The sequence below is a fragment of the Pedobacter terrae genome, assembly GCF_036946585.1.
Classification (GTDB): Bacteria; Bacteroidota; Bacteroidia; order Sphingobacteriales; family Sphingobacteriaceae; genus Pedobacter; species Pedobacter terrae_C.
This window is the reverse complement of record NZ_JAQIIV010000025.1, coordinates 22,654-45,897: the sequence shown is the minus strand read 5'-3', so window position 1 is coordinate 45,897 and position 23,244 is coordinate 22,654. Positions and strand designations below refer to the sequence as shown.

Genomic DNA, 23,244 nt, shown 5'->3' with positions numbered 1-23,244 from the left:
TGACGGATTTTTTATTATCGTTTTAAGTTTTCGTTTACAAAATCCTTGATGTAAGATTTAATCAGGTCTCTCGTATTTCTGAAATGCAACATGATTTCTACTTCTGTACCTATTGCTTTTGCCGGATCAGGAAAGTTACGGTGTAATTTTATGGCATTCGTAGGAAAATACGGGCAAAATTCTTTGGCATGATCACACACGGTAATCACATAATCGAAAGAAATATTGAAATACTCTTCAATATTATTCGAAGTTTGGTCTGAAATATCAATTCCATCTTCGGCCATTATTTTTATTGCCTTTGGATTAACCCCATGTACTTCTATGCCGGCGCTATAGATTTTAGCTCTATTTTGTGCATAATATTTCAAATATCCTTCTGCTAGTTGGCTACGGCAACTGTTCCCGGTGCAAAGCACCAATATATTTTTCATGAGGGCAAAAATTAAATGTTAACAGCAACCGCTACCTGGTGTACAACTGTTTTGATCAGACACAAGGTTAACTAATTCGACTTTTCTTTTTATAGGTTTAACAGGCGCACAGCATTCCTCACCCGTTGCTGTTGTACCGCAACTTCCCCCGCGGCTAGTAGCCTTGCATTGCGTGGCATCCGGTGTCAAGTTGATAATCAGGTTGTCGCCATCGATTTTAAATTCAGCGGGATACATTTGTCTCGTATCAAATATTGAATTTCCAAATTCAATCTTCACAACCGCCATTGGATTTATAGGCATTCTATTATCTACTAATTCAATAATTGATAATGCCTTTTTTACATACATAGCCCTGCCCCCTTCCTCTTCCGTAGGCTCCCATAATTGTATGATAATTTCAGTCCAGGCATTCATAACTCCTCCGCAATCTACTGAGGTTATTGGAGCCTGTTTAATTTCAGTAATGTGGTAATTAGCATTTACCAATTTATCAGCTGTGTATCGGAACTGTAACAACAATTCTGGATGTTGTTGAAGTTTAGCTTTGAAGCTGCTCCATTCCGTTGAAGATGCATTAATCATAATATTGCAATTTAACGATTGATTGATATAAAAAATTTTAACAGCAGTTTGGTTCGCCATTATATGATGAGAAGAAATTACCCAACTGGTTTTCAAGCAATTTCCATGTGCTAGGCTCAATACAATAACAAACGCTCACTCCATCAATAGTCCCTTGTATAATACCGGCATTTTTAAGCTCTTTTAAATGCTGAGAAATGGTCGCTTGTGCAAGGCCTAATTCCTCAACCAAATCGCCGCAAATACAGGTATTTGATCTAAGAATCCGTTGCAGGATTGCTATCCTGGCGGGATGCGCCATTGCTTTTAACCAGGCAGCCATTTGATTCTGCTCTTCGGAGAATATTTCTGTTTTTGTAAGACCCATAATTATATCGCAATATTACGATAGATAAATCACTTATCAAAATTATTTACATCAATTATTTTCTGCCACGCAGACATGAAAACGATGCCTGAATTAGTTTCATATACAATGATCGTCATCTTTACAGGAACGCAGTAGCATAGAGAAATTTGTCCTGAGATAAATTTTAGCCTCGCTGAGCTTTCGAACGCTCGACGATGCTTGAAATGACAACATTTGAAGGATAACAAAAACGTCGGCTAAAATAGCCGACGTTTCTTTATCCCGATGAGAAAAAACTATTTTCTAGGTTTTGCACTCATGTAAAAAGTGAGCTTTCCACCGTTGGTGATATCAGCATGTTTAATTTTATGATCGGTTATTTCTTTACCGTTCAATAAAACTTTCTCTACATAAACATTTTTATCGCTTTGTTTAATGGCTTCAAGTGTAAAAGTTTTACCATTTTCCAAATTGATCACCGCGTTGTTAACCAAAGGGCTACCTAATGAGTACACATCAGAGCCTGGTGCAACAGGATAAAACCCTAGCGAAGAGAACATATACCAGGCACTCATCTGTCCACAATCGTCATTCCCACCTAAACCATCGGCAGTAGGTTTGTATTGCATATTCAGGATATGACGAACCTGCGCCTGTGTTTTCCATGGCTGATCGGCCCAATTGTACAGGTATACAATATGGTGTGCCGGCTCATTTCCATGCACATAGCCACCAATAATACCTTCGCGGGTAATATCTTCGGTGTGTGCAAAAAATTCATCAGGTAGATGCATGGTAAACAGGGTATCTAAACGGGTAGCAAATTTCTTTTTACCGCCCATCATTTCGATCAAAGTAGCAGGATCTTGCGGTACAAAAAAACTGTAGTTCCAGCTATTGCCTTCAATAAAACCTTGCCCTTCGGTATCTTTTGGATCAAATTCCTTTTTAAAGGTTCCATCGGCCAATTTCGGACGCATAAAACCCGTAGCACTGTCATAGTTGTTCTTCCAGTTGTTTGAACGTTTGATAAATTCATTATAAACATCCATTCTATTTAATTTCTTCGCCAATTGCGCAATTGACCAATCATCGTAAGAATATTCTAAGTTATTGGAAACCGAAATACCTGATTTTTCTGCCGGGATGTACCCTTTATCCATATAATAGCCAATGCCCTCATAATCCCGGTGTTTGGCTGTTGCTATGCAGGCATCTAAAGCTTTGTTCGCATCACCAGTGTAAGTACCTTTAATAATCGCATCAGCAATTACCGAAACACTGTGGTAACCACTCATACACCAGTTATCGTTAGCATAATGCGACCAGATTGGTAACATGTGCAAACTACTCTGATCGTAATGCGCCAACATTGATTTTACCATATCATTACTACGGCCTGGCTGGGTAATATTAAAAAATGGATGTAAAGCCCGGTAGGTATCCCAAAGGGAAAAGGTAGTGTAATTGGTAAATCCATCTGCGTTATGCACGCCCTGATCTAACCCTTTATAATCTCCATTTATATCGGTATATGTTGTTGGGTTGATATAAGCATGATACAAAGCGGTATAAAAGTTTATCTTATTATCATTTGATGTGTTTACCTGAATTTTGTTTAGCTCTTTATTCCAGGCAGCCTGCGCCTGTGCTTTTACCTTTTCAAAATCCCAGCCCGAAATTTCTGCCCGCATATTCTGCAGTGCATTTTCCTGACTAACAGGAGATAAAGCAAATTTAATTTTGATCTTCTCTCCTTCTTTGGTATCGAAATCGAAAAACATTTTTAACTTTTTGCCTGCAATCTCCGGAAAGTTCTGGTCCTGATTAAACTTACCCCAAAAGCCCCGGTAAGCTTGTTTGGCATCATAACTTCTGCGTCCATAACTTTTAAAAGGTTTGGAAAAGCTCATTGCAAAATACACGGTTCGTGTTCTGGCCCATCCATTGGTTTGGCGATAACCAGCAACCAAAGTATCGTTTACTACACGGACATAAGTCCAAACAGTTTTTTCTTCGTAATTATAAATACCTGCCATCAAATCCAAAATAATATGCGATTGATCTGATTTCGGGAAAGTATACTGATGCATCCCTACCCTTGTAGTTGAGGTAAGTTCTGCAATAATGTTATCATCATCTAGCTTCACTTTATAGTAACCGGCCTCAGCAACTTCATTGTTATGCGAATAGGCAGAACGGTAACCACCTTTAGGATTAGAAGCCACACCAGGGTTTAACTGCAGTTTACCTTGTGTAGGCATGATGAGAAAATCGCCCAGATCTGAATGACCTGTGCCGCTGAAATGGGTGTGACTAAAACCAGTAATGGTTTTATCTTCATACTTATAACCTGCGCAGTATTTGTATACATCGCCATTATATTTTCCATTTACTTCGTAGGATAAAGTATCCGTTTCGGGGCTTAGTTGCACCGCGCCAAATGGAACAGTGGCACCAGGATAAGTATGTCCCATTTTGGATGTGCCGATGATGGGTTTAACATACTGCACTAAATTCTGCTGTGCCGATGCCATCATTGATGAAAGCAAGAGACAAGACAGGATAACGCTTTTAGTCATATCTTTTTAAGATTAGCTTGTTTTGTTGAAAATTCTAAGGTATTAATTTATCTTCAAATATGCACAAAGCATAGACTAAAACGTTTAAGTAAAACAAAAAATACATTTTAGGTATTGCCCCTAACATTTATTATTACTTTAAACCTGCGTGGTTTGGATATAAAAGAAGTCAAGTTTGTATGCACCGCACTATTTTAAACTTGACTTCTTTCATTTTAACGGCAAATAGTTTACTGAAAGAGTTTTTTTCATGGCCATGTAATACAGATTCTGATCAATAAACCTGATAGAACGGAAAGCCCGGAGGTGAGGAACGAGCCGAGGACTTGAAGGGATAGCAGGACTGCTGGCAGCCATTAACACCGAACCATTCATTTTCAAAATTTAACAGATACCTAAACCACTTCAGCACATCTAGGTAATAAGCAGGATAAATTAACAACCGCTTTTTACAAGTAACTGACTTGCCTTAAATAATTTCAGCTAAATAAACCTTATTTTTGCATCCTTATATTTTTAAGATGAGTAAACACGGTAGAATTCTGGTAGCCATGAGTGGCGGGGTTGATAGTTCGGTAGCGGCTGTAATGTTGCATGAGCAGGGTTATGAGGTTATTGGATTAACCATGAAGACCTGGGATTATGCCACTTCTGGTGGTAGCAGTAAGGAAACTGGTTGTTGCTCGTTGGATAGTATTAATGATGCCCGTACGCTTGCCGTAAATTATGGATTCCCACATTACATTCTGGACATCAGGGATGAATTTGGCGATTATGTGATCGATAATTTTGTAGATGAATATCTTGCCGGAAGAACACCAAATCCTTGTGTTTTATGTAATACGCACATTAAATGGGAAGCACTTTTAAAACGTGCCAATAAACTGGATTGCGAATTTATTGCAACCGGCCATTATGCCAATATTCGCCAGCAAGATAGCGGCCGTTATGTCATTTCTAAAGGGAAAGACGAAAATAAAGACCAATCTTATGTACTATGGGGTGTTTCGCAAGAAAACCTTTCGCGTACTAAGTTCCCATTGGGTAGTTTTGCAAAATCTGAAATCAGACAGATGGCTTTAGATATGGGACAGGAAGAACTGGCTAAAAAATCGGAAAGTTATGAAATCTGCTTTGTACCGGATAACGATTACAGGGCTTTCTTAAAACATAAAGTAGCCGATTTAGAAGATAGAGTAGCTGGCGGAAATTTTATTTTAAGTAATGGAATGGTGGTTGGAAAACATAAAGGTTATCCTTTTTATACCATCGGTCAGCGTAAAGGGTTAGGTGTAGCCTTTGGTGAGCCTATGTTTGTAACGCAAATCCTGCCAGAAAGCAATACAGTTGTTTTGGGTAAAGCTGATGAACTTGAACGTCGAGAAGCTATGGTACGCAACATTAATTTAATTAAATATGCAAGTATTGAGGAACCGATGAATGATGTGATTACCAAAATCCGTTATAAAGATGCAGGTATGTTAAGCACAATTGTTCAGGAAAAAGATAAAATGCGTGTAGTATTTGATCATCATGTATCTGCAATTGCTCCCGGCCAATCGGCTGTATTTTATGAGGGCAATGATTTATTGGGCGGAGGATTTTTGGTATAGAAGATTATTTGCATAGACCCTGAAATAAATTACCCTTGTTGAGCTCGCTAAGGCTCGGTTCAGGGTAACCGAATACCAATACAATCCGTAAGCTAAGCTTATTTCAGCAAGTCTTAGCCTGACGATAATCGTCATTCCCAACTTGATTGGGAATCTTAAAACGCTCGCATTACGATTCCCGCCTGCGCGGGAATGACGAATGATCAGTGGACTCTGCAATATCAGCAAATAAATACGGAACACATTTTACAATCATTCACTGCCCTTAAAAACATTAATTGATGCGGTTTTCCATTGAATGTAACCTAAATTACCACAGGTTTGGGCTACAAAGTTTTCTACGTCTTCTGGCACATCATTAACTACACGCCACCTGATTTTATATTTTGGGTTGTAACTGATATAAACCACCAGATCATCACTGCGTTGCCCAACTGCATGCAAAGGTTGTAAATGAATATCCTGTAAATCTGCAGCAGCAATCTTTAATCTTTCATTCATAATCCTACCTAACGAAAGATCTGGTTTAAAATCTGTTTCGAGTATGGCTAAAACGGTAACGGTCATATAAAAAATAAGTATATCAGCAAACAAACCAAGAAAGAAGCCTTTTGTTTAAAATCATATCGTTTACATCAAATGATCTGGATAATATTTTCTTTACGCTGTCTTCCTTGAAGCAAATCTATACTAAAAAAATTAGTATCAAAATTTATTTCTTCATTTTTTTCTTGTTAACTTAAAAATTATAGAAACGCATGACATGAGTTAAGACGAGGGCAATAATCCGTAAACTGTATATAAAAAGCTTAAGCATCTGATTGCTAGATCAATCATCTCTATAACAAATTTAAGCTGGTGAAAAGTGTATCTATGTAGTGAATGACAATCCAAAGATTAAATAAATTATCGAATTGCTGCTAATTGAGAACTTTAACAGTTAAAGACCTGTCAAAACCCCGGTAAGTTATGGTTTTGAATGAGTAAACAGCTACCAGATATGGTTATTCTTGACATTATGTTACCTGATGGAAACGGGTTGGAAATCTCTATGCGTTGAAAGAACATCTTAAAACACACGATATTCCGATAATGGCCTAAATACAGTTAGGTCTAAATGGGACATAGAAAATTTCATTAACAGGCCGTTTGATCTGAACGATTTTGTTTGCATGATTGAGCAATACCTGGGCAGCTAGTTAGTAAAAAGTCATTAGTCCACTCCTTTAGTTTGCGGTCTTGAATCCGTAGTCATTAGTCGAAAGCTTAAGTAGAATAAAAAAACTGCTAATTAAACCAACAACCATTGAACTGATGACAAAGAAAACTACTAAATAGTGTACTAATGACTAATGAACTATCTAAAGGGCTATACTTTCGATTGCTTTATCTAAAGCTAGCTCTTTTAGATCTGGAATGCTTACACCTTCTGCACGATACACAGTGATATCAGTCATACCCATAAAACCAAGAACAGCTCTTAGATAAGATTCCGTAAAATCATAAGGTTTCATCGGCCCTTCTGAATAAACACCACCGGAAGAAATAGCCAAATACACTTTTTTGTTTTTCACCAAGCCCTCTGGACCCTTTTCTGTATATCTGAATGTTTTACCAGCCCGCGCAATGTGATCGATCCATGCCTTTAATGTTGACGCAATACCGAAATTATACATTGGGTTACCAATTACAATCACATCTGCATCCTGAAGTTCGGCGATAGCCTCGTCAGAATGTTTTATAGCTACTGTTAATTCTGGAGTGTGATTTTCTTTTGGTGTAAAAAAAGAATTGATGTGTACTTCTTCCAAATGTGGAAACGGAGTATTGGTAAGATCGTGTACGGTTAAAGTACTGCCAGGATTTGCTGCCTGTAATTTTTCAACAATGGCATTTCCCAATTTAATACTGAAAGATGCTTCGCCTCTTGGGCTGGATATAAGATGTAATATTTTCATTTTTTGCCTTTTTATTTCTGGCAAAATTATAGATACAAAGTATCAAAAAGCTATTACTATACCAAAGGATAGTACTATCCTTTGGTATAGCTGCTTATTTTTTTTTGAAAATAAACCCTTATTGACTTGATTTACCGGCTAAAGCGCTTACCTGCTTTAAATGCTTTCTTAGGTTAGGTAAATATTTCCCGGCATATCTTTTAACATCAGCGTCAGAAGATTGAGCTGCTTTTTCAAATAAGGCGACAGCTTTTTGATGATCTGAAATCATCATTTCAACATAAGCCTGATCAAATGAGCTTCCATTTAGTTTCCTTAACTGGTCAATCGCCTGAGTTACCTCTGCTTCCGTTGGTCCATTAACTTTCTTTTGTGCCAAACCCGTGTTACCTGCCTCGCCCCCTGCGTTTCTGGTACGAGAAGTATCTTTCAGATTTTCAGGAGCAGAATCAACCCTGCCGTCAGGCCTTAAACCACCCTCCGGATTGCTCATCGGCAGCGCCACCTTTTTAAGTTTTGCCAATGTCCTCAATTCTTCATTGGCCTGGTTATGATCATTAACCATCATTTGACCAAATGCTTTAATTTTTTTATCAGTTGCTTTGTCTCCAGCAAGTTTCCCTGTCAATACCTCTTTCATTCCTGCAATTGCGGCCTGTTGCAAAAATTGCTCGGTGGTAATGGTATCTTGCTGATGGGCATAGTCAGTTAAAGTTGCATAATGCCAATCAGCATTTGCAATGGCATTAAATGAAGTAGCTGAAATAATCATTCCCACTACGGCCATTTCCCGGGTTTTAAAACGCTTTTTCATAATAGATTAGTTGAGGTATCACGCACTAATAGAACCATATTAGAATTTAAAAAGTTTGAGCAACATCATTATTTAAAACTTACAACAACAAGGTTTAAGATTTTAAATTTCTACTAAACTTAATCCATTTTTATTCTGTTCTATTATAAAAACATAACTATGGAAAATCAAGAAAACAACCAACAGGAAGAAGAAATTCAAAATATCGAACAATTTCAGATCAACCGTTCGCAAGGAAATGCAGCTGAAGGCCATGCCACTCCAGAGCCTGATGACGATAATGACTATACGGAGGATGAGGTGCCATTTGCTGATGGTGAAGGAACACAATTAAACGAAGAAATTGAGGATCCTGAAGGCGAAGAAAATGATGAAGAACTGGATGAAACGGATGACTACAATGAATCTGACATAGAAGAATTGGATAATGATCCCAACGCTTATGACGAGGATGATAGCGAAATGCTATAACCGATCTTTAATTGATAGAGGAAAAAAAATGCCAGACCTGCAGATGTCTGGCATTTTTTATTTGAATAACATCGGACTAAAATCTATGCAGTAAGGCATTAAGATTATAATTTTTTATTTTTAAAAATTATCCGTTCACCACTTCCCCGCCATTAACATGCATCACCTGTCCGGTAATAAATGAGGCATCATCTGATACAAGGAATACATAGGCCGGGCCAAGCTCTGAAGGTTGACCTGCCCTTTCCATTGCGGTTTCAGAACCAAATGACTTGATCTTTTCTTCATCAAAAGTGGATACAATAAGTGGTGTCCAAACCGGACCCGGTGCCACAGCATTTACGCGGATACCTGTTTTAGCTAAATTCGTAGCCAATGAACGGGTGAAAGATGTTATCGCTCCTTTTGTTGAAGAGTAATCGATCAGGTTTGGCGATGAACGGTAGGCCGTTACCGAGGTTGTATTAATAATGGTATCGCCTGCCTTAAAATAGTTAAGTGCCTCGTGGGCAAAATAAAAATAGCCAAATATATTGGTTCTGAAAGTATCTTCCAATTGTTTATCATCAATCTCTTTCGGATCTTTCTGCGGAATCTGCATTCCTGCATTATTTACTAAAATATTAATCTTTCCAAATTTTTGGACCGTTGTTTCAACTGCTTTTTTACAAAATTCAGGTTTTTTAACATCACCTTTAATCAATAAACAATCTTTGCCTTCGGCTTCAACCATTTTCTGAGTTTCTTTTGCATCTATATCTTCATCCAGGTAAACAATCGCTACATCAGCTCCCTCCCTGGCAAAATGAACAGCAACTGAACGACCAATTCCACTATCTCCACCGGTAATCAGCGCCACTTTATCACTTAGTTTGCCAGATCCTTTATAGCTTGATTTGATCACTTCAGGTCTTGGATCCATCTTCGCTTCTATACCTGGTTGTTTATTTTGTTTGGCAGGTGTCTTTTGTGTTTTCATCGCTTCTTCTCTCTAGTTAAATTTCACTACTGTTATTAACAAGAGTATCTTCTGCAAAGTTTTAAGGCCCCGCTCTTGGCTTAATATTGTTCAGCACCTCGGATGAATAAAATCTCCCTGTTATTAACCTGGTGTGGCCTGCCTGGGTAAAATGAACAAAACTTAACTTAATTTTTTATTGTCTTTCATTAAAAGATAAAATGAAAGTAAAAGGCACATTTGTTTATACTCTTAAAACAGGAGAGAATGCATTGATTTTGTTAGCCGAGAATAAGTCTGAGCAGGAGAAACTTTATCATTATTTATCCATTGATGCCTATCGGTTTAAAAAAGAAATTGCAGAAGAAATCCCTCATATTGAACTAATTTCTGCCGGTTACAAAAATGAACAAGGTAAAATTGCCTGGAACGAGGAATATATTCCTGTACCGAAATGGTATGACCATAATTAAATGCTAACTAAACATATTGATAGCAAAGGATGTTAATCTAGTATGAAGTTGATTGCATTGTCTTTATTTTTTTTCCTGTACACGCTTAAGTCATATGCCCAATATACAGATAGCACCAATTATCATATACTACTCACTTCAACCGGGTCTATTAACCGAACCAATAAAGACCGTGCTTATCTATTAAATAATGCACTTAATTTTGGTTTAAAAAAGAAAAGTTTTGTTTTAAATTCTACCTCGGCGTGGCTTTATGGAAAGCAAAACAGCAATTTAACCAACAATGATTTTTCTACCACATTAAACTTCAACTTATACAAAACCCTTCCACATTTTTATTATTGGGGATTGGTGAATTATAATACCAGTTATTCGCTAAAATTAAAAAACCAATTGCTTGCAGGTGGAGGCATTGCCTATAGCATAGTAGACAAATCCAATGCATACATTAACCTAAGTGATGGTGTATTATTTGATCAAAGTAGCTTAATTGTGGGCGACAGCTACCACACCTACCGGAATTCGCTGAGGTTACAGTATCATTTCGCTATAAAAGAGCTCATTACGATTGACGGAAATCATTTTCTGCAAAACTCATTTGACAGAAAAGGCGATTATATTATCCGCTCTACCACCACACTCGGGTTAAAACTCCGTAAGTGGATCAGCCTCACTACCGCGTTGAATTATAATAGATTAAACATTACCCAGAGCGAAAACTTGAACTTAACGTACGGATTAACGATCGATAAATATTTTTAGATGAGTTTTCAGTCGCTAATCTAAAGCAAAATGGCCAAGGTTAGCTATCCCTTTACCGACATTGGTGCCAGGTTATTCATGTTCTTTTCTGATGTATGCAATTCATCTGCAAACTATAAGCAAATTCATGGTTTACTTTTGTAGTGCTTTAAAAACCCGATATTGGATGATACGGAATCTTGGGTAGAAATAGCTAATAATTACACAGTTTTATATTATGTCTGAAAATTCTATCATTCTTAACCATTGTTGAAAATTTTATCAGAACAAAACCCACTGAAATAGAACACTTAGCAATTTTTATTGGCACAACTGACAAAAAGAAGTTCGAAGATACGCCATCAAATCATAATTTTGTGTTATGGCAAACATGAACGTTAGAAAATCAATCCAGAATAAGATCGAATCATTAGCGAAGGAAATTGAAACCTTGCAGGCAGAATTAAAGAGATGGGAAAAAATTGCAGCCGATTATGAAATCAATTCAGAAAGTATTGATTTGATTTTATCGATCCAATTACCTGAAAAACCTGAACCAAAAGCCAAAAAGGCAAAATCTTAAGCCTTAAAAAGGAGCAGTGGTATTGTAAAAAGACTTAGCGAACACTTACAGATTAGTGATTTACAGGTATTTTATGATGTTGAGCTTAGCCCGGGATCAGCTCGGCTAGAGTAAAGTTTTTCGATGGTCTGGTTAGTACACAACACTGTGTAGCCAAACGCTTGTTTACAAAAGAAAATGACTTTTTATAAAAATCAACAGATAAGTTTGTACCCCACTCCTCTTAAACTCATGATTTGAATTTCAGGTTCATTTTTTAACAGCTTACGGAGATGTGCCATAAAAACATCCATGCTACGGCCATTGTAGAAACTATCTTCACCCCAAATTTTAATCAGCGCCTGTTCGCGTTCTAAAGTATTATTGCGGTTTTTCAATAATAATTCAAGCAATATGGTTTCTTTATATGAAAGTGAATGTTCGCCAGTTGAAGTTTTTAGTTTTTGGGTAAGGACATCGAGTACGCAATTCCTAAATTGGTATTTCCTAACCACGTCTGTTTCATCTTTTTGTTCATGACCGAATCTTTTTAAAAGCGATTCCATGCGCACCAATAGTTCATCAATACTAAATGGCTTTTTTAGGTAATCGTTTCCTCCACTCTTAAATCCTTTCACCACGTCTTCGGTAAGCGCTTTTGCGCTTAAAAATATAATGGGAATATTGGGGTCCAATTTCCTGATTTCTGTGGCCAGCGTGTAGCCATCTTTCTGGGGCATCATAATATCAAGGATACAGATATCAGGTTTGTTTTCCTGTAATTGCGACCAAGCCAGTTTTCCATCCAAAGCGAGATTTACCTCATAACCACTACTGCTTAAGCCATCAACAACGATACGCGCCAAAAAGGGCTCATCTTCAGCATACAAAACCTTAATTTTCTTCATATAAAGGCAAAATAACCATAAAAGTGCACCCTTTTCCATCTTTACTGTATAACTCAACATGACCATCATGTAATGCTATAACTTGTTTTACATAGTGAAGACCTAAACCAGATCCTTTTACATTATGGATATTATCCTGGTTAAAAATCCTAAAAAACCGTTCAAAAACCTGTTGCTGATAAATTTCATTTATTCCCGGGCCATTATCTTTGAAACTGATCGTTAATTGTCGATCTGCTATACTGCACGATACTTCAATTTTAGCATGAACCGGAGAATATTTTAATGCATTATCGATCAAATTATAAAACACATTTGAGATGTGCATCGCATCGCCTTTGATAAATAATGGTTCAGCTGTTGGCAAAAATGTGATAAACGCATTCTTCTCCTGTACCTGCACCTCCATAGCGTGAATTACCTGTTGTAGTATCGGCTGAACATCAATCAGGCTGAACTGCAATTTTGTTTCTCCCAGATCCATTTGCTCCTGCTTAAGCACCTTTTCAATCATGGCTTGCAAACGCTGCAATTCATGAACACTGATATTGAGGTAATTTTCCAATTTTTCGGGCTGATCGATTAAATGATATTTTTTAATGGATTCGAGGGCAACCGAAATCGTCGAGATTGGAGTTTGCAGCTCGTGTGTCATATTGCTGGTAAAAGCTATCTTCGCCTGTGCGTAAAGCTGCTGGTTTTTCATCAGTCTGATGAGGAGGTAAAAAGCAGCAGCAGTAAGGACCAACATCATGAAGGATGAGATCAGGTAATAACGCATCTGAAAAATAACAACCCAAAAAATATTCCCCACAACGAGCTGGTATCGGTGTAAAAATTTTAAGTTATAGGTATAACACTCACTAACAAAAGACAATTTGTTTTTGGCAACAGGAACTGGTTTGATCAGGTTTCCGCTCGAATAATCGTATAAGGCATAATTCCTATGAATTCTGATATCAAACTGTTGGAGTTGACGGTTAACCAGGCTATCCAGACTTTTCAAATCTTTTTGATCATCTGATGAAACCTGACGTGGAGACATATTATCCGTCTTTGCAGATGAAGATATTTTAAAGTGCTTTTTCGGGTCGTTTAGAAATGACATCCTCATTTCAACGACAGTGCTATCATTATCAATCCCATAGTGAAACTGGCTATGCAGGTTGTCCAATTTCAGTCCATCAAAAGCCTGCCTCAATGCAAACCATTCTGAAGAAAGAAAAAACTGCTTAAAACGGCTGCTCCTTTCACGTCCCCTGGATACGCTTCGGTAAACGATCTGTTTAGAGGCATTGCTTACAATAGATTCGAGTTTAGTTTTAATATCCTGTTTTTGTGCCAGGTATAACTGCCGGATCCAGGCACACTGCAGGCAAAGACTAATAATCAGCGTAATTACCGCCAATGGGAAAACATTTCTGGATGTAAGCCATTTCATTTCCCTAAAATGAACAAATCATTTTATTGAAGGAAGTACAAACTGAAGATTTAACCTTATTTAACCGACCTTAACTTTGCTTTACATGGGTAGCAGTTAGCTTTGAAACATGAAAAAATTAATCGTAACCCTGTTCTTTTGCCTTCCTATAATGGTTTTGGCTCAATTGCGAAAAGGTTTGGTGACCGATAAATACGGAATACCTATAGATGGGGTTACCATTAGCCTTCGCCATGCAGACTCTACTTTAGCTGTGCAGCTTTCCAAAATGGGTCTGTTCAGTTTTTCACAACCACTAAAAGGCAATTACTTTTTAGCGCTTAAAGCCATTGGCTATAAGGATATAACGAAAATGCTGGAGTTGCCAATAGACTCCCTTACCATCATTATGACCAGCGATGAAAAAACGTTAGCTCAAGTAACTGTATCAGCCTCCAAACCAGTTATTGTCAGAAAAATTGACCGGGTAATATTCAATGTTGAAAATAGCATTGTAGCCAGTGGAACAACTGTATGGGATGCTTTGGCTAAAGCACCAGGCGTACAAACAAAGTTTGATGGTGGAATAACAGCCAACAATAAAGGCGCGGTTATTTACATGGATGATAAACCCATCAGATTATCAGGTGAAGATTTAGCTGCGTATCTCCGAAGCTTGCCATCAGACAATATTGCCAAAATAGAAATTATTGCTAATCCCACAGCCAGGTATGATGCCCAGGGAGGTGCAGTAATCAACATTATTTCTAAAAAACCAAAAGGTGATGGTTATAATGTGGTACTCTCAGGCGGTTATACCCGATCTACCTTTAACAGCTATAACCCGAGTGTGGTATTTAATTACCGGAAAGACAGATGGAATGTGTATGGCAGTTATGGTTATAGCCACCGAAAAAAAGACCATACCGAAAACGAATACGTTATTTTTGATTCGCCAGGGAGTTATTCAGACTGGAGGAATGAAAAATCGGGCATACGCCTGGGAAATGCCAATAGCTATAAAATTGGGGCCGATTATAACATTACTAAACAACAAGTAATCGGCATTTTGGTAAATGGGTATAATGGCACAAGCAACAGACCAAATAATACGTTAACTGCTATCTTCAATAACCGCGCTCCATTACCAGATTCGATTTTGCGAACTCAAAATGTTTCTAACGGGAAAGCCAGTCAATATAGTTTTAATTTCAATTATAAGATCAAATTAGATACTAATGGAAGAAATATTAATTTGGATCTTGACTATGTACCCTACCAAAATGAAAATAGCCAACAGGTAGATACTTATGGAATTTTAGCTAATGGCAATCCCCTACTTAATCAGTACCATATTTTTACGCCATCCAACCAAAATATTGATATTTACTCTGGAAAAGTGGATTATATGGATAAGTTTTGGAAAAAATGGACATTTGAGTCTGGCCTGAAATATAGCAGTATCCGTACGCGTAATCGCTTTGATTTTTATAATAATCCAATTACCGGCCCTGAATTGGTAAACGGCCGCAGCGATAAGTTCGAATATGCAGAAAATATAGCAGCCATTTATGCCAGCATGAGCGGCGACCTAGGTAAATGGAGTTTTGAAGGTGGTTTGCGAGGAGAATACACCCTCACGAATGGTAAATCTATTGCGTTAAACACCAACAATCAGAATAATTATTTTAAAGTCTTTCCTACACTTTTTGTGGTTTATAACGTGAATAAAGACAATGAAGTTAAACTTACCTATAATTCAAGAATTAGCCGGCCAGAATATTGGAGACTCAATCCTTTTAAATCTTACACCAGTCCATATACCTACCTGGAAGGAAATCCTGCTTTACAGCCCGCTTTTATATACAAAGGCGAACTAGGTTACACCTACAAACAGCAATATAACATCTCATTTTACCTCAGGCGTGTGGTTGACTATTTTAGCAATATTACTGTACAGGATAACAGCTCAAAAATCTTCTATGATACCCAAAGAAATCTCGATTTAAGTCAGGAAATCGGTTTTTCAGCATCTTTTCCAATTAAATTGGCAAAGTGGTGGGAAATCAACAATTATGTGCAAAGCTCCTATCGCCAGGAAAAGTCGGGATATTTGCAGGCACGCTATGACTACCATGTATGGGGCATTTACCTAAGCTCTAATCATGCCTTTACCATAAATAAGGCTCGGGGTTTAAAGGCAGAAATCAGCGCCTGGTACTCTTCCCCAACCATACAGGGCATTTACCAACTGTCAAAACTTTATGATGTAAGCGCAGGTATGAGCAAAAGCGTCTTAGAAAGTAAGGGAACTTTAAGGTTTTCCGTTAATGATATTTCTTATAGCAATGTTTATCGCATCAATGTGAACTATCAAAACCAACGTAATGGCTTTACAGAAAAAAGCGATACGCGCAGTGCTACTTTGAGCTTCTCTTACCGGCTAGGAGGAAACCCAACAGCAGCCAGAAAACGGCCTTCAGCAAGCGAAGAGGAAAAGAAACGCACGCAATAAAAGTAATTTTATTGGTCGTTATTTTATTTAGCTAAATTCTAAATCTGTTAAAATAAAGTCTTGGTTCTAGTGTGCGTCTTAGCATCTTGCGTTTGAGCAATCAGATGATTTTTTTCTTTTAAAATTCAGGCATGCACTCTCATCCTTTTGCATTCTATTTTTATTAATTTTTTCGGATTTAGCTTATTGCTATCAAAATTGACTTGGTGCCAAAACTAGCTGCGCTGCAATGAGGAATCAAAACAATTTACAGCTTTAAATGTACTAAATTCATGTACGACAATTACAGTTTCGAAGAGGCTACCGCTTACCAGATCGAACTTGCCAAACAATTAAAGTTTCAGCAAATACCTGAAATTAAAACCATTGCCGGCGCTGATATTTCTTTCAATAAAAATAGTGCTACCATGTATGCTGGCATTGTAATGCTCACCTATCCGGATATGGTACTAAAAGCTTTCGCTTTGGCCACGTATGAAACCAATTTTCCTTACAGGCCAGGCTTTTTAGGCTTTAAAGAAGTACCTGCATTATTAAAAGTATGGGAATTAATTAAAAGTAAACCAGATGTTGTGGTGTTGGATGGAAATGGAATTTTGCATCCAAGACGAATGGGTGTTGCTTCGCATTTTGGCATTTTGGCTAATCACTCAACAATAGGCTGCGCCAAAAGCCTTTTATACGGCGAAAACCATGTTCCTGAAAACAAAAGATTAAGTACTACAGAAATTAACAGCTATGGGGAAACCCTTGGTTTTGCTTTACGCACCAAGATTAGCTGTGCCCCTGTGTATGTATCTGCTGGTCATTTAATTACAGCTGATCAAAGCTTAGCGATCTTAAAAAACTGTATTGGGAGTTACCGGATCCCTGAACCAACCCGCATAGCTCATAATATTGTAAATGATTTTAGAACAGGTAAATTAAAAGCTGGATTTCATGAGGTATCTGCACCACTGACTTTGTTTTAATAAGCAATAAACCTTCAATAAATGATATGTAAAAAATAGATCCCTCCCAGCCTGTACGGGCGGGCCTGTCCGCACAGGTGGGCATTGCGCTGCGCTTCAGTCGAGGACGAAAGTTATCGGATCAAGGCGACGATACTATCAACCTAAACCCAGTTAATTCCTTTTTTAAGCAATTGCAAAGTTTTATATTCCTCTGAATTTATGGCTGGCTGCACATTGTAGCCCCAATTGGCCTGTGGCGGTAAACTCATTAAAATAGACTCAATCCGGCCATTGGTTTCCAGGCCAAATTTTGTCCCGGAATCATATACCAAATTAAATTCCACGTAACGACTACGGCGTTGGTACTGCCATTCTTTGTGCGCTTCTGTAAATGCTTTATCCCGGTTACGGTCGATTAATTCCGTATAAATTGGTAAAAATGTTTCGCCGATATTAACAGAAAAATCTAAAATCTGCTCCCAGGAAAGATTGGTATTTTGAGGTTTTAAACGATCGTAAAAAATACCGCCAATACCACGGGTTTCTTCACGGTGTTTAATAAAGAAATAATCATCAGCATGTGTTTTGAACTTCGGATAAAATTCAGTGCTAAAATCATCACAAGCCTGCTTCAATTTGTGGTGGAAGAAACGGGCATCGTTTTCAAAAACATAATGAGGCGTTAAATCGATACCGCCACCAAACCATCGCGTTTCTTCGTTAAGTTCAAAATAACGGATGTTCATGTGGATAATCGGTACTAAAGGGTGATTTGGATGAATCACGATGGAAACACCAGTAGCAAAAAAATCATTTTCGGTTACGTTAAAGGCTTTTTTCACCGCTTCTGGCAGCTTACCATGTACAGCAGAAAAATTCACCCCTCCTTTTTCGATAATTGTACCATTTTGCATGATCCGGGTACGTCCACCTCCCCCGCCATTTCGCTCCCACAGCTCTTCTTCAAATTTCCCTTTGCCATCGGCAATTTCCAGTCCCCTGCAAATTTCATCCTGTATTTGCTTATACCTTGCTGCTACTTCTTCTTTAAACATGATGATTTTTTTTCTATTTCCATACAAATTTAAGGGTATTGAAGCAGCCATGTAGATTTATATTTAGATAGTACATTTGGTTGACATTGTTTTAGTGCCTAGTCCAAAGTCCTATCACTATTGTTCTAAATAGTTGAGGTCTTTATTGAAGCTTTCCTTTAAATAAGCAACAGAGATCATAGCAACTACGGTTACTATTCCCATTACAATAAAACCAGCGGAAACGATGTTGTAACGGTGCACAAAAAATTCGAAAACAAACGTGATCGGAATCAATGCACCACGTACAAAGTTCGGCGCTGTAGTGGTTACCGTTGAACGGATATTTGTTCCAAACTGTTCAGCTGCAATGGTTACAAATGTTGCCCAATAACCAACTGCAAAACCCATAAACAGACAAATTAGGATAAAATTACTTTCGGTTAAACCTGTACTATTTAAATAAACCAATACCGTAATTACAGATAAACTTTGAAAAATTAGCACTGTCTTCTTACGCGATCTTAATACTTGTGCCAAAACGCCACATACTACATCGCCAATGGCAATACCAAAATAAGTATACATAATACCGGTACCTGCATTTAATGCATCCTTAGCGCCCAATGCTTTACCTATTTCTGGCGATTGGGTAACTAAAATTCCCACAATAAACCATAGCGGGAGGCCAAGACAGATACAAGCCAGGTACTTTAGGAATCTTTTTCGATCGGAAAATAACATAAAAAAATTTCCCTTTGAAACCTCTTGATCTTGCTCGGCATCTTTAAACATACCCGATTCGAAGGTACCCACACGCAAAAGCAATAAAAGCAGCCCCATACCACCACCTACAAAATAAGAAGTTTGCCAGGTAAAATGTTTACCTACTGTAGCCGCTGCCGCTGCCCCCAACAAACCGATACCGGCCACTACCATCGTACCATATCCACGTTTTTCCTTATCCATGGTTTCGGTAACAAGGGTAATTCCAGCACCTAATTCACCCGCCAAGCCAATACCTGCTATAAACCTGATGATGGCATAGCTATGCACATCAGAGGCAAAGCCATTGGCTATATTCGCCAGCGAATACATTAAAATTGATCCGAACAGTACTTTGATCCTACCAAATTTATCACCGATGATTCCCCATAGCAAGCCTCCTAGCAACAAACCGAACATCTGCATATTGATGACATACTCCCCTTCTGTACGCATATGTTCCGCAGAAACACCGATGTCGGTAAAACTTTTTACCCTTACTACGGAGAACAGAACGAGATCGTAAATATCGACGAAATAGCCCAAAGCAGCTACAATCACTAAGAAAATTACATTACGGCTGTTGGTTTTAGCTTGATGATCCATTTAATATTCGGTTTAAGCGCTGAAAGTACGCAATAACACAAATATTTTAAATAGATTTATAAAAAATAAAAGCCACCTGTGTTTGGGTGGCTTTTAAGATCCTACATAGGAGGATTTTGTTTTGTAGTGTCAGGTGGCATTTTTGTTGTCGTGTCTGGCGTTGTTTTGGACGTGGGTGTCCATTGGTGCCGTGGTTGTCGAATCCGTTCTAGTACTGTCTGAAGAACCAGCCATATTCTTTGACGAATTGCATGCCTGATGTGGCTATCATAAGAGAACCTGCAAAAGCAAGACTTAAGATTATTTTTTTCATAGTTTTTAATGTTATCTATCATCCAAAACAACCATAGTGTCATTTGGTTTTAATTTTTTTCCTAAAAAGGGGAATATATTTCAAGAATAAACATCGGAATGTTCGGTATTAATAATGACGATCAGATACCTTTTACAATAAATCTCCATTTTACCAATAACATTTATCATATATTCCAGCATATTTTATCCAAAATAGATTAGTTTTTTAAAAATAACCAGATTAAAAGCGAGTATCTGTAATTACTTTGATAAAGTTAGCATAATCAGATAATTTATAGATTCTAGAAAATATGACCAGAACAAGATCTTCAAAACTTTAAAACGTGATAAAACTTTCTGATATTAGTAAATATGATTATTTCTCAAAACACCCTTAAATGGGTAATGCGTTTTTACCCACCTCTATTTTTTCAACGCATTTGGGTTCAGAAATTTGAAAATGAATTTAGAAGCTGTACGGTTAAACTGAGTAAGAGTTTTCTGAATAAAAATTATAATGGTTCTATTTTTGGGGGTACCATTTATGCTGCTACAGATCCATTTTACGCCCTGTTATTCGATCAGTTGATGCAACGCCGGGGATTTAAAGTACGGGTTTGGTTGAAGAGTGCATCTATACAATATCTAAAACCTGGCCGTTCTACCTTATATTTTACCATCACAGTAACCGATGATATGCTCAATGAAGCTGAACATGCCTTAAGAACCATTGGGAAATTTGTAAAAGCCTACCCGATGGAGATCACCAATAAGAATGGCGAATTGTGTGCTACGGTAATGAATGAAGTATATATCAGAAACCTGCACCAGGGCGAAACACCCAGGGTAGCTTATTAATTTTTAGATTATGCCGAGTATTAAAAGTTTAATTTTGCAGGGTGAGGGCGTGATGCTCGATTTTAAAAAAACCATTACCAGTACCGAAAAAATAGCCAAGAGTTTGGTCGCTTTTGCCAATAATAAAGGTGGCAAATTATTAATTGGTATTGCAGACGATGGAGCTATTAAAGGAGTGAAGTCAGAAGAAGAAGAGAAATACATGATTTTAACTGCTGCACATCAGTTCTGCAAACCGGCTATCGAACCTCATTTTGAAGAAATTTATGTTGATGATAAGCTGGTTTTAGTTGTTGAAATTCCGGAAAGCGATACCAAACCCCATTATGCACTTGATCACCAAAAAAAGTGGTGGGCCTATATCCGCATTGATGATAAAAGCGTTTTGGCCAGTCGGATTATTCTTGAAGTGCTAAAACAAGAAGATCAAAACAACGGTGTACTCATCTCCTATTCTGAAAATGAAAAAAAACTGCTTCAGTACCTTGAGCAAAATGAAAAAATCACCTTAAAAGAATTTAGTAAACTGTTGCGCAGTTCGTACCGCAAGGCCCAAAAAGTATTGGTTAATTTAATTTTAACCAATGTTATTAAATCACACACAACTGAAAAGGAAGAGTATTTCACAGCAGTTAGGTAACGTGCTTTTTCTTGGTTGTCGTCATCCTGAACTTCCGCCCGGCCGGTCGGACGGGTGTTTCAGGATCTTTTTTAATCGTACTATGGCAATGTAGAAGCTAACAGGAAAGAAATAAATTCAGCATGACAAATGAGAGAGCTATTATCAGGAAAACTGGCTGCCAAGATTTGTTCGTTCTGAACTTATTTCAGGGTATATTGTTATGGCTTTTTAACATTAACTTTTCTACATTCCTATTTTATGAATTTTAAAAAACCGATCTTTGCAGGCCTATGTTTTCTAAAATTTACACTAAATATAAGCCCTATTATAAAGAAAACCTTCATTTAGCACTACCTATTGTAGGCTCGCAGGTTGGCCATACTTTGGTACACATGGCTGACAGTATTATTGTTGGTCATTTTACCGACACCATTCAGTTAGCGGCTGTTTCGCTGGTAAACAGCATATTTATGCTGATTCTCGTGATCGGACTGGGCATTTCTTATGGTTTGACGCCACTAATTGCCCAGGAAAATGGTCGTCAGAATTATGACGAATGCGGAAAGCTTTTATCAAACAGTTTAATGATCAACATCTGTATCGGCATATTATTATATGTACTGGTGCAATTGGGGATATTTTATGTGATCGATCGCCTTGCCCAAACACCCGAGGTTGTACGCTACGCAAAACCTTATCTCAATCTTTTATCTGTTTCGATTATTCCGCTATTGATTTTCCAGACATTTAAGCAATTTGCCGAAGGCTTAGGTTTTACCAAGCAGGCTATGTTTGTTTCTATCTGGGGAAATGCCCTTAATATTATTTTAGGTATCATCTTCGTAAAAGGCATGTTCGGCATCAAATCTATGGGGGTAAGTGGTGTAGGTTTAAGTACATTGATTGACAGGATTTTGATGGCTACCGTAATGTGCTTTTATGTATTGCGTTCTCAGCATTTTAAAAAGTACCTGACTAGTTTTAAGGTAACCTTTTTTGATAAGATAAGGGCAATTAAAATTGCTAAAATCGGAATGCCCGTAGCCATGCAATATTCTTTCGAAATCAGTGCTTTTAGCGGCGCTGCGGTATTAATTGGTACCATCGGAGCGATTGAACAGGCTGCGCATCAAATTGCAATTAGTCTGGCGGCAATGACCTATATGATCGCCAGTGGCGTAGCATCGGCAGCAACGATTAAAACTGGAAACAACTTTGGCAAAAATAATTTTGATGATCTTCGTAAATCAGCCATTGCCAGTTACCATGTAATATTGCTGTTTATGTCATGCACTGCGGTTATTTTTGTTCTTGCTAACAATCTTATGCCTTTTATCTATACCGAAGATGCAGCGGTAATTCCTATTGCTGCACAACTATTGATTATTGCAGGATTTTTTCAGCTGTTCGATGGAACCCAAGTAGTCGGACTAGGTGTTTTACGAGGCATGGGCGATGTGAATATGCCTACCTTAATTACCTTTTTAGCTTATTGGGTAGTTGGAATCCCCATTGGTTACGTATTGGGCTTTCATCTTGGATTAGGTGTCAATGGAATTTGGTATGGATTAACATTAGGATTATTAACGGCCTCTATCTTATTGTTTTTGAGGTTCCAAAATAAAACGAAAAGTTTGAATTACAAAACAGCCGTGATCTCGACTGAAGCGTAGTCCTGAACGTTCGGGCGAGAGATCTAAATCGAAAATACGCTAGAAATAGATTTCTC

General features: G+C 37.8%; 22 protein-coding genes. 10 read left to right on the top strand and 12 right to left on the bottom strand.

Going from position 1 to position 23,244, the window contains the following annotated elements; all coding sequences use genetic code 11:
* Window positions 1-14: 14 nt before the first annotated feature.
* From PGN18_RS21250 to PGN18_RS21235, 4 genes are all read right to left on the bottom strand, one after another.
* Window positions 15-434, bottom strand: coding sequence for an arsenate reductase ArsC (locus tag PGN18_RS21250; protein ID WP_335321587.1), 420 nt, complete (start codon window positions 432-434; stop codon window positions 15-17).
* Window positions 435-452: 18 nt separating this feature from the next.
* The gene (locus PGN18_RS21245) at window positions 453-1,019 is read right to left on the bottom strand and encodes a DUF6428 family protein (protein ID WP_335321586.1); all 567 of its coding nucleotides are present in this window, start codon (window positions 1,017-1,019) and stop codon (window positions 453-455) included.
* Window positions 1,020-1,056: 37 nt separating this feature from the next.
* Window positions 1,057-1,386 carry an ArsR/SmtB family transcription factor gene (locus PGN18_RS21240; RefSeq protein WP_335321585.1) on the bottom strand — a complete coding sequence of 110 codons (330 nt, stop codon included), beginning with the start codon at window positions 1,384-1,386 and terminating at the stop codon, window positions 1,057-1,059.
* Between the two features lie 278 nt (window positions 1,387-1,664).
* A complete protein-coding gene (locus PGN18_RS21235; protein ID WP_335321584.1) occupies window positions 1,665-3,950 on the bottom strand; it encodes a GH92 family glycosyl hydrolase in 2,286 nt (761 codons plus the stop codon).
* Between the two features lie 521 nt (window positions 3,951-4,471).
* On the opposite strand from PGN18_RS21235, the gene mnmA reads away from it, so the two are divergent.
* Window positions 4,472-5,563, top strand: coding sequence for a tRNA 2-thiouridine(34) synthase MnmA (gene mnmA / locus PGN18_RS21230; RefSeq protein WP_335321583.1), 1,092 nt, complete (start codon window positions 4,472-4,474; stop codon window positions 5,561-5,563).
* 252 nt (window positions 5,564-5,815) lie between these two features.
* Here the strand turns inward: mnmA and PGN18_RS21225 are convergent, their stop codons facing one another.
* From PGN18_RS21225 to PGN18_RS21215, 3 genes are all read right to left on the bottom strand, one after another.
* Complete coding sequence (locus PGN18_RS21225) at window positions 5,816-6,130, bottom strand: hypothetical protein (protein ID WP_335321582.1); 315 nt, start codon at window positions 6,128-6,130, stop codon at window positions 5,816-5,818.
* Between the two features lie 794 nt (window positions 6,131-6,924).
* Window positions 6,925-7,521: an FMN-dependent NADH-azoreductase gene (locus PGN18_RS21220; protein ID WP_335321581.1), complete on the bottom strand. Its 597-nt coding sequence runs from the start codon at window positions 7,519-7,521 to the stop codon at window positions 6,925-6,927.
* Between the two features lie 118 nt (window positions 7,522-7,639).
* Window positions 7,640-8,335 carry a DUF4142 domain-containing protein gene (locus PGN18_RS21215; protein WP_335321580.1) on the bottom strand — a complete coding sequence of 232 codons (696 nt, stop codon included), beginning with the start codon at window positions 8,333-8,335 and terminating at the stop codon, window positions 7,640-7,642.
* Between the two features lie 159 nt (window positions 8,336-8,494).
* Between PGN18_RS21215 and PGN18_RS21210 the strand changes: the two genes are divergently transcribed.
* The gene (locus PGN18_RS21210) at window positions 8,495-8,806 is read left to right on the top strand and encodes a hypothetical protein (RefSeq protein ID WP_335321579.1); all 312 of its coding nucleotides are present in this window, start codon (window positions 8,495-8,497) and stop codon (window positions 8,804-8,806) included.
* Window positions 8,807-8,933: 127 nt separating this feature from the next.
* Here PGN18_RS21210 and PGN18_RS21205 read toward each other — a convergent pair whose 3' ends face one another.
* Window positions 8,934-9,785: an SDR family oxidoreductase gene (locus PGN18_RS21205; RefSeq protein ID WP_335321578.1), complete on the bottom strand. Its 852-nt coding sequence runs from the start codon at window positions 9,783-9,785 to the stop codon at window positions 8,934-8,936.
* 200 nt (window positions 9,786-9,985) lie between these two features.
* Here PGN18_RS21205 and PGN18_RS21200 point away from each other — a divergent pair, with 200 nt between their 5' ends.
* From PGN18_RS21200 to PGN18_RS21190, 3 genes are all read left to right on the top strand, one after another.
* Window positions 9,986-10,237, top strand: a complete 252-nt coding sequence (locus PGN18_RS21200) for a hypothetical protein (protein ID WP_335321577.1) — start codon at window positions 9,986-9,988, stop codon at window positions 10,235-10,237.
* Window positions 10,238-10,279: 42 nt separating this feature from the next.
* Window positions 10,280-10,999, top strand: a complete 720-nt coding sequence (locus tag PGN18_RS21195) for a DUF481 domain-containing protein (protein ID WP_335321576.1) — start codon at window positions 10,280-10,282, stop codon at window positions 10,997-10,999.
* Window positions 11,000-11,360: 361 nt separating this feature from the next.
* On the top strand, window positions 11,361-11,561 hold the full coding sequence (locus tag PGN18_RS21190) for a hypothetical protein (RefSeq protein WP_335321575.1): 201 nt from the start codon (window positions 11,361-11,363) through the stop codon (window positions 11,559-11,561).
* A 194-nt stretch (window positions 11,562-11,755) separates the two neighbouring features.
* Here PGN18_RS21190 and PGN18_RS21185 read toward each other — a convergent pair whose 3' ends face one another.
* Window positions 11,756-12,448 carry a response regulator transcription factor gene (locus tag PGN18_RS21185; protein WP_335321574.1) on the bottom strand — a complete coding sequence of 231 codons (693 nt, stop codon included), beginning with the start codon at window positions 12,446-12,448 and terminating at the stop codon, window positions 11,756-11,758.
* Entirely contained in the window at window positions 12,435-13,889 is a 1,455-nt protein-coding gene (locus PGN18_RS21180) for a sensor histidine kinase (protein ID WP_335321573.1), read from the bottom strand. The genes PGN18_RS21185 and PGN18_RS21180 overlap by 14 nt, the downstream gene beginning before the upstream one ends.
* A 109-nt stretch (window positions 13,890-13,998) precedes the next feature.
* On the opposite strand from PGN18_RS21180, the gene PGN18_RS21175 reads away from it, so the two are divergent.
* Both PGN18_RS21175 and PGN18_RS21170 read left to right on the top strand, forming a co-directional pair.
* Window positions 13,999-16,383: an outer membrane beta-barrel protein gene (locus PGN18_RS21175; RefSeq protein ID WP_335321572.1), complete on the top strand. Its 2,385-nt coding sequence runs from the start codon at window positions 13,999-14,001 to the stop codon at window positions 16,381-16,383.
* 272 nt (window positions 16,384-16,655) lie between these two features.
* Window positions 16,656-17,354 (top strand): endonuclease V, encoded by a 699-nt coding sequence (locus PGN18_RS21170; RefSeq protein WP_335321571.1) that lies wholly within the window; start codon window positions 16,656-16,658, stop codon window positions 17,352-17,354.
* A 143-nt stretch (window positions 17,355-17,497) separates the two neighbouring features.
* On the opposite strand, the gene hemF is transcribed toward PGN18_RS21170, so the two are convergent.
* Window positions 17,498-18,391 carry an oxygen-dependent coproporphyrinogen oxidase gene (gene hemF, locus PGN18_RS21165; RefSeq protein WP_335321610.1) on the bottom strand — a complete coding sequence of 298 codons (894 nt, stop codon included), beginning with the start codon at window positions 18,389-18,391 and terminating at the stop codon, window positions 17,498-17,500.
* Between the two features lie 117 nt (window positions 18,392-18,508).
* Window positions 18,509-19,741, bottom strand: a complete 1,233-nt coding sequence (locus PGN18_RS21160) for an MFS transporter (RefSeq protein WP_335321570.1) — start codon at window positions 19,739-19,741, stop codon at window positions 18,509-18,511.
* 666 nt (window positions 19,742-20,407) lie between these two features.
* Between PGN18_RS21160 and PGN18_RS21155 the strand changes: the two genes are divergently transcribed.
* The 3 genes from PGN18_RS21155 (at window position 20,408) to PGN18_RS21145 (ending at window position 23,188) form a co-directional block, all read left to right on the top strand.
* Window positions 20,408-20,893, top strand: coding sequence for a PaaI family thioesterase (locus PGN18_RS21155; protein WP_335321569.1), 486 nt, complete (start codon window positions 20,408-20,410; stop codon window positions 20,891-20,893).
* A gap of 10 nt (window positions 20,894-20,903) precedes the next feature.
* Window positions 20,904-21,533: an AlbA family DNA-binding domain-containing protein gene (locus PGN18_RS21150; protein ID WP_335321568.1), complete on the top strand. Its 630-nt coding sequence runs from the start codon at window positions 20,904-20,906 to the stop codon at window positions 21,531-21,533.
* 272 nt (window positions 21,534-21,805) lie between these two features.
* A complete protein-coding gene (locus tag PGN18_RS21145; RefSeq protein ID WP_335321567.1) occupies window positions 21,806-23,188 on the top strand; it encodes an MATE family efflux transporter in 1,383 nt (460 codons plus the stop codon).
* The last annotated feature ends 56 nt before the right edge of the window (window positions 23,189-23,244 follow it).

Excerpts from the sequence above, each read along its gene's own strand:
- PGN18_RS21250 (WP_335321587.1), bottom strand. The coding sequence starts at position 434 with ATGAAAAATATATTGGTGCTTTGCACCGGGAACAGTTGCCGTAGCCAA.
- PGN18_RS21245 (WP_335321586.1), bottom strand. The coding sequence starts at position 1,019 with ATGATTAATGCATCTTCAACGGAATGGAGCAGCTTCAAAGCTAAACTT.
- PGN18_RS21240 (WP_335321585.1), bottom strand. The coding sequence starts at position 1,386 with ATGGGTCTTACAAAAACAGAAATATTCTCCGAAGAGCAGAATCAAATG.
- PGN18_RS21235 (WP_335321584.1), bottom strand. The coding sequence starts at position 3,950 with ATGACTAAAAGCGTTATCCTGTCTTGTCTCTTGCTTTCATCAATGATG.
- mnmA (WP_335321583.1), top strand. The coding sequence starts at position 4,472 with ATGAGTAAACACGGTAGAATTCTGGTAGCCATGAGTGGCGGGGTTGAT.
- PGN18_RS21225 (WP_335321582.1), bottom strand. The coding sequence starts at position 6,130 with ATGACCGTTACCGTTTTAGCCATACTCGAAACAGATTTTAAACCAGAT.
- PGN18_RS21220 (WP_335321581.1), bottom strand. The coding sequence starts at position 7,521 with ATGAAAATATTACATCTTATATCCAGCCCAAGAGGCGAAGCATCTTTC.
- PGN18_RS21215 (WP_335321580.1), bottom strand. The coding sequence starts at position 8,335 with ATGAAAAAGCGTTTTAAAACCCGGGAAATGGCCGTAGTGGGAATGATT.
- PGN18_RS21210 (WP_335321579.1), top strand. The coding sequence starts at position 8,495 with ATGGAAAATCAAGAAAACAACCAACAGGAAGAAGAAATTCAAAATATC.
- PGN18_RS21205 (WP_335321578.1), bottom strand. The coding sequence starts at position 9,785 with ATGAAAACACAAAAGACACCTGCCAAACAAAATAAACAACCAGGTATA.
- PGN18_RS21200 (WP_335321577.1), top strand. The coding sequence starts at position 9,986 with ATGAAAGTAAAAGGCACATTTGTTTATACTCTTAAAACAGGAGAGAAT.
- PGN18_RS21195 (WP_335321576.1), top strand. The coding sequence starts at position 10,280 with ATGAAGTTGATTGCATTGTCTTTATTTTTTTTCCTGTACACGCTTAAG.
- PGN18_RS21190 (WP_335321575.1), top strand. The coding sequence starts at position 11,361 with ATGGCAAACATGAACGTTAGAAAATCAATCCAGAATAAGATCGAATCA.
- PGN18_RS21185 (WP_335321574.1), bottom strand. The coding sequence starts at position 12,448 with ATGAAGAAAATTAAGGTTTTGTATGCTGAAGATGAGCCCTTTTTGGCG.
- PGN18_RS21180 (WP_335321573.1), bottom strand. The coding sequence starts at position 13,889 with ATGAAATGGCTTACATCCAGAAATGTTTTCCCATTGGCGGTAATTACG.
- PGN18_RS21175 (WP_335321572.1), top strand. The coding sequence starts at position 13,999 with ATGAAAAAATTAATCGTAACCCTGTTCTTTTGCCTTCCTATAATGGTT.
- PGN18_RS21170 (WP_335321571.1), top strand. The coding sequence starts at position 16,656 with ATGTACGACAATTACAGTTTCGAAGAGGCTACCGCTTACCAGATCGAA.
- hemF (WP_335321610.1), bottom strand. The coding sequence starts at position 18,391 with ATGTTTAAAGAAGAAGTAGCAGCAAGGTATAAGCAAATACAGGATGAA.
- PGN18_RS21160 (WP_335321570.1), bottom strand. The coding sequence starts at position 19,741 with ATGGATCATCAAGCTAAAACCAACAGCCGTAATGTAATTTTCTTAGTG.
- PGN18_RS21155 (WP_335321569.1), top strand. The coding sequence starts at position 20,408 with ATGATTATTTCTCAAAACACCCTTAAATGGGTAATGCGTTTTTACCCA.
- PGN18_RS21150 (WP_335321568.1), top strand. The coding sequence starts at position 20,904 with ATGCCGAGTATTAAAAGTTTAATTTTGCAGGGTGAGGGCGTGATGCTC.
- PGN18_RS21145 (WP_335321567.1), top strand. The coding sequence starts at position 21,806 with ATGTTTTCTAAAATTTACACTAAATATAAGCCCTATTATAAAGAAAAC.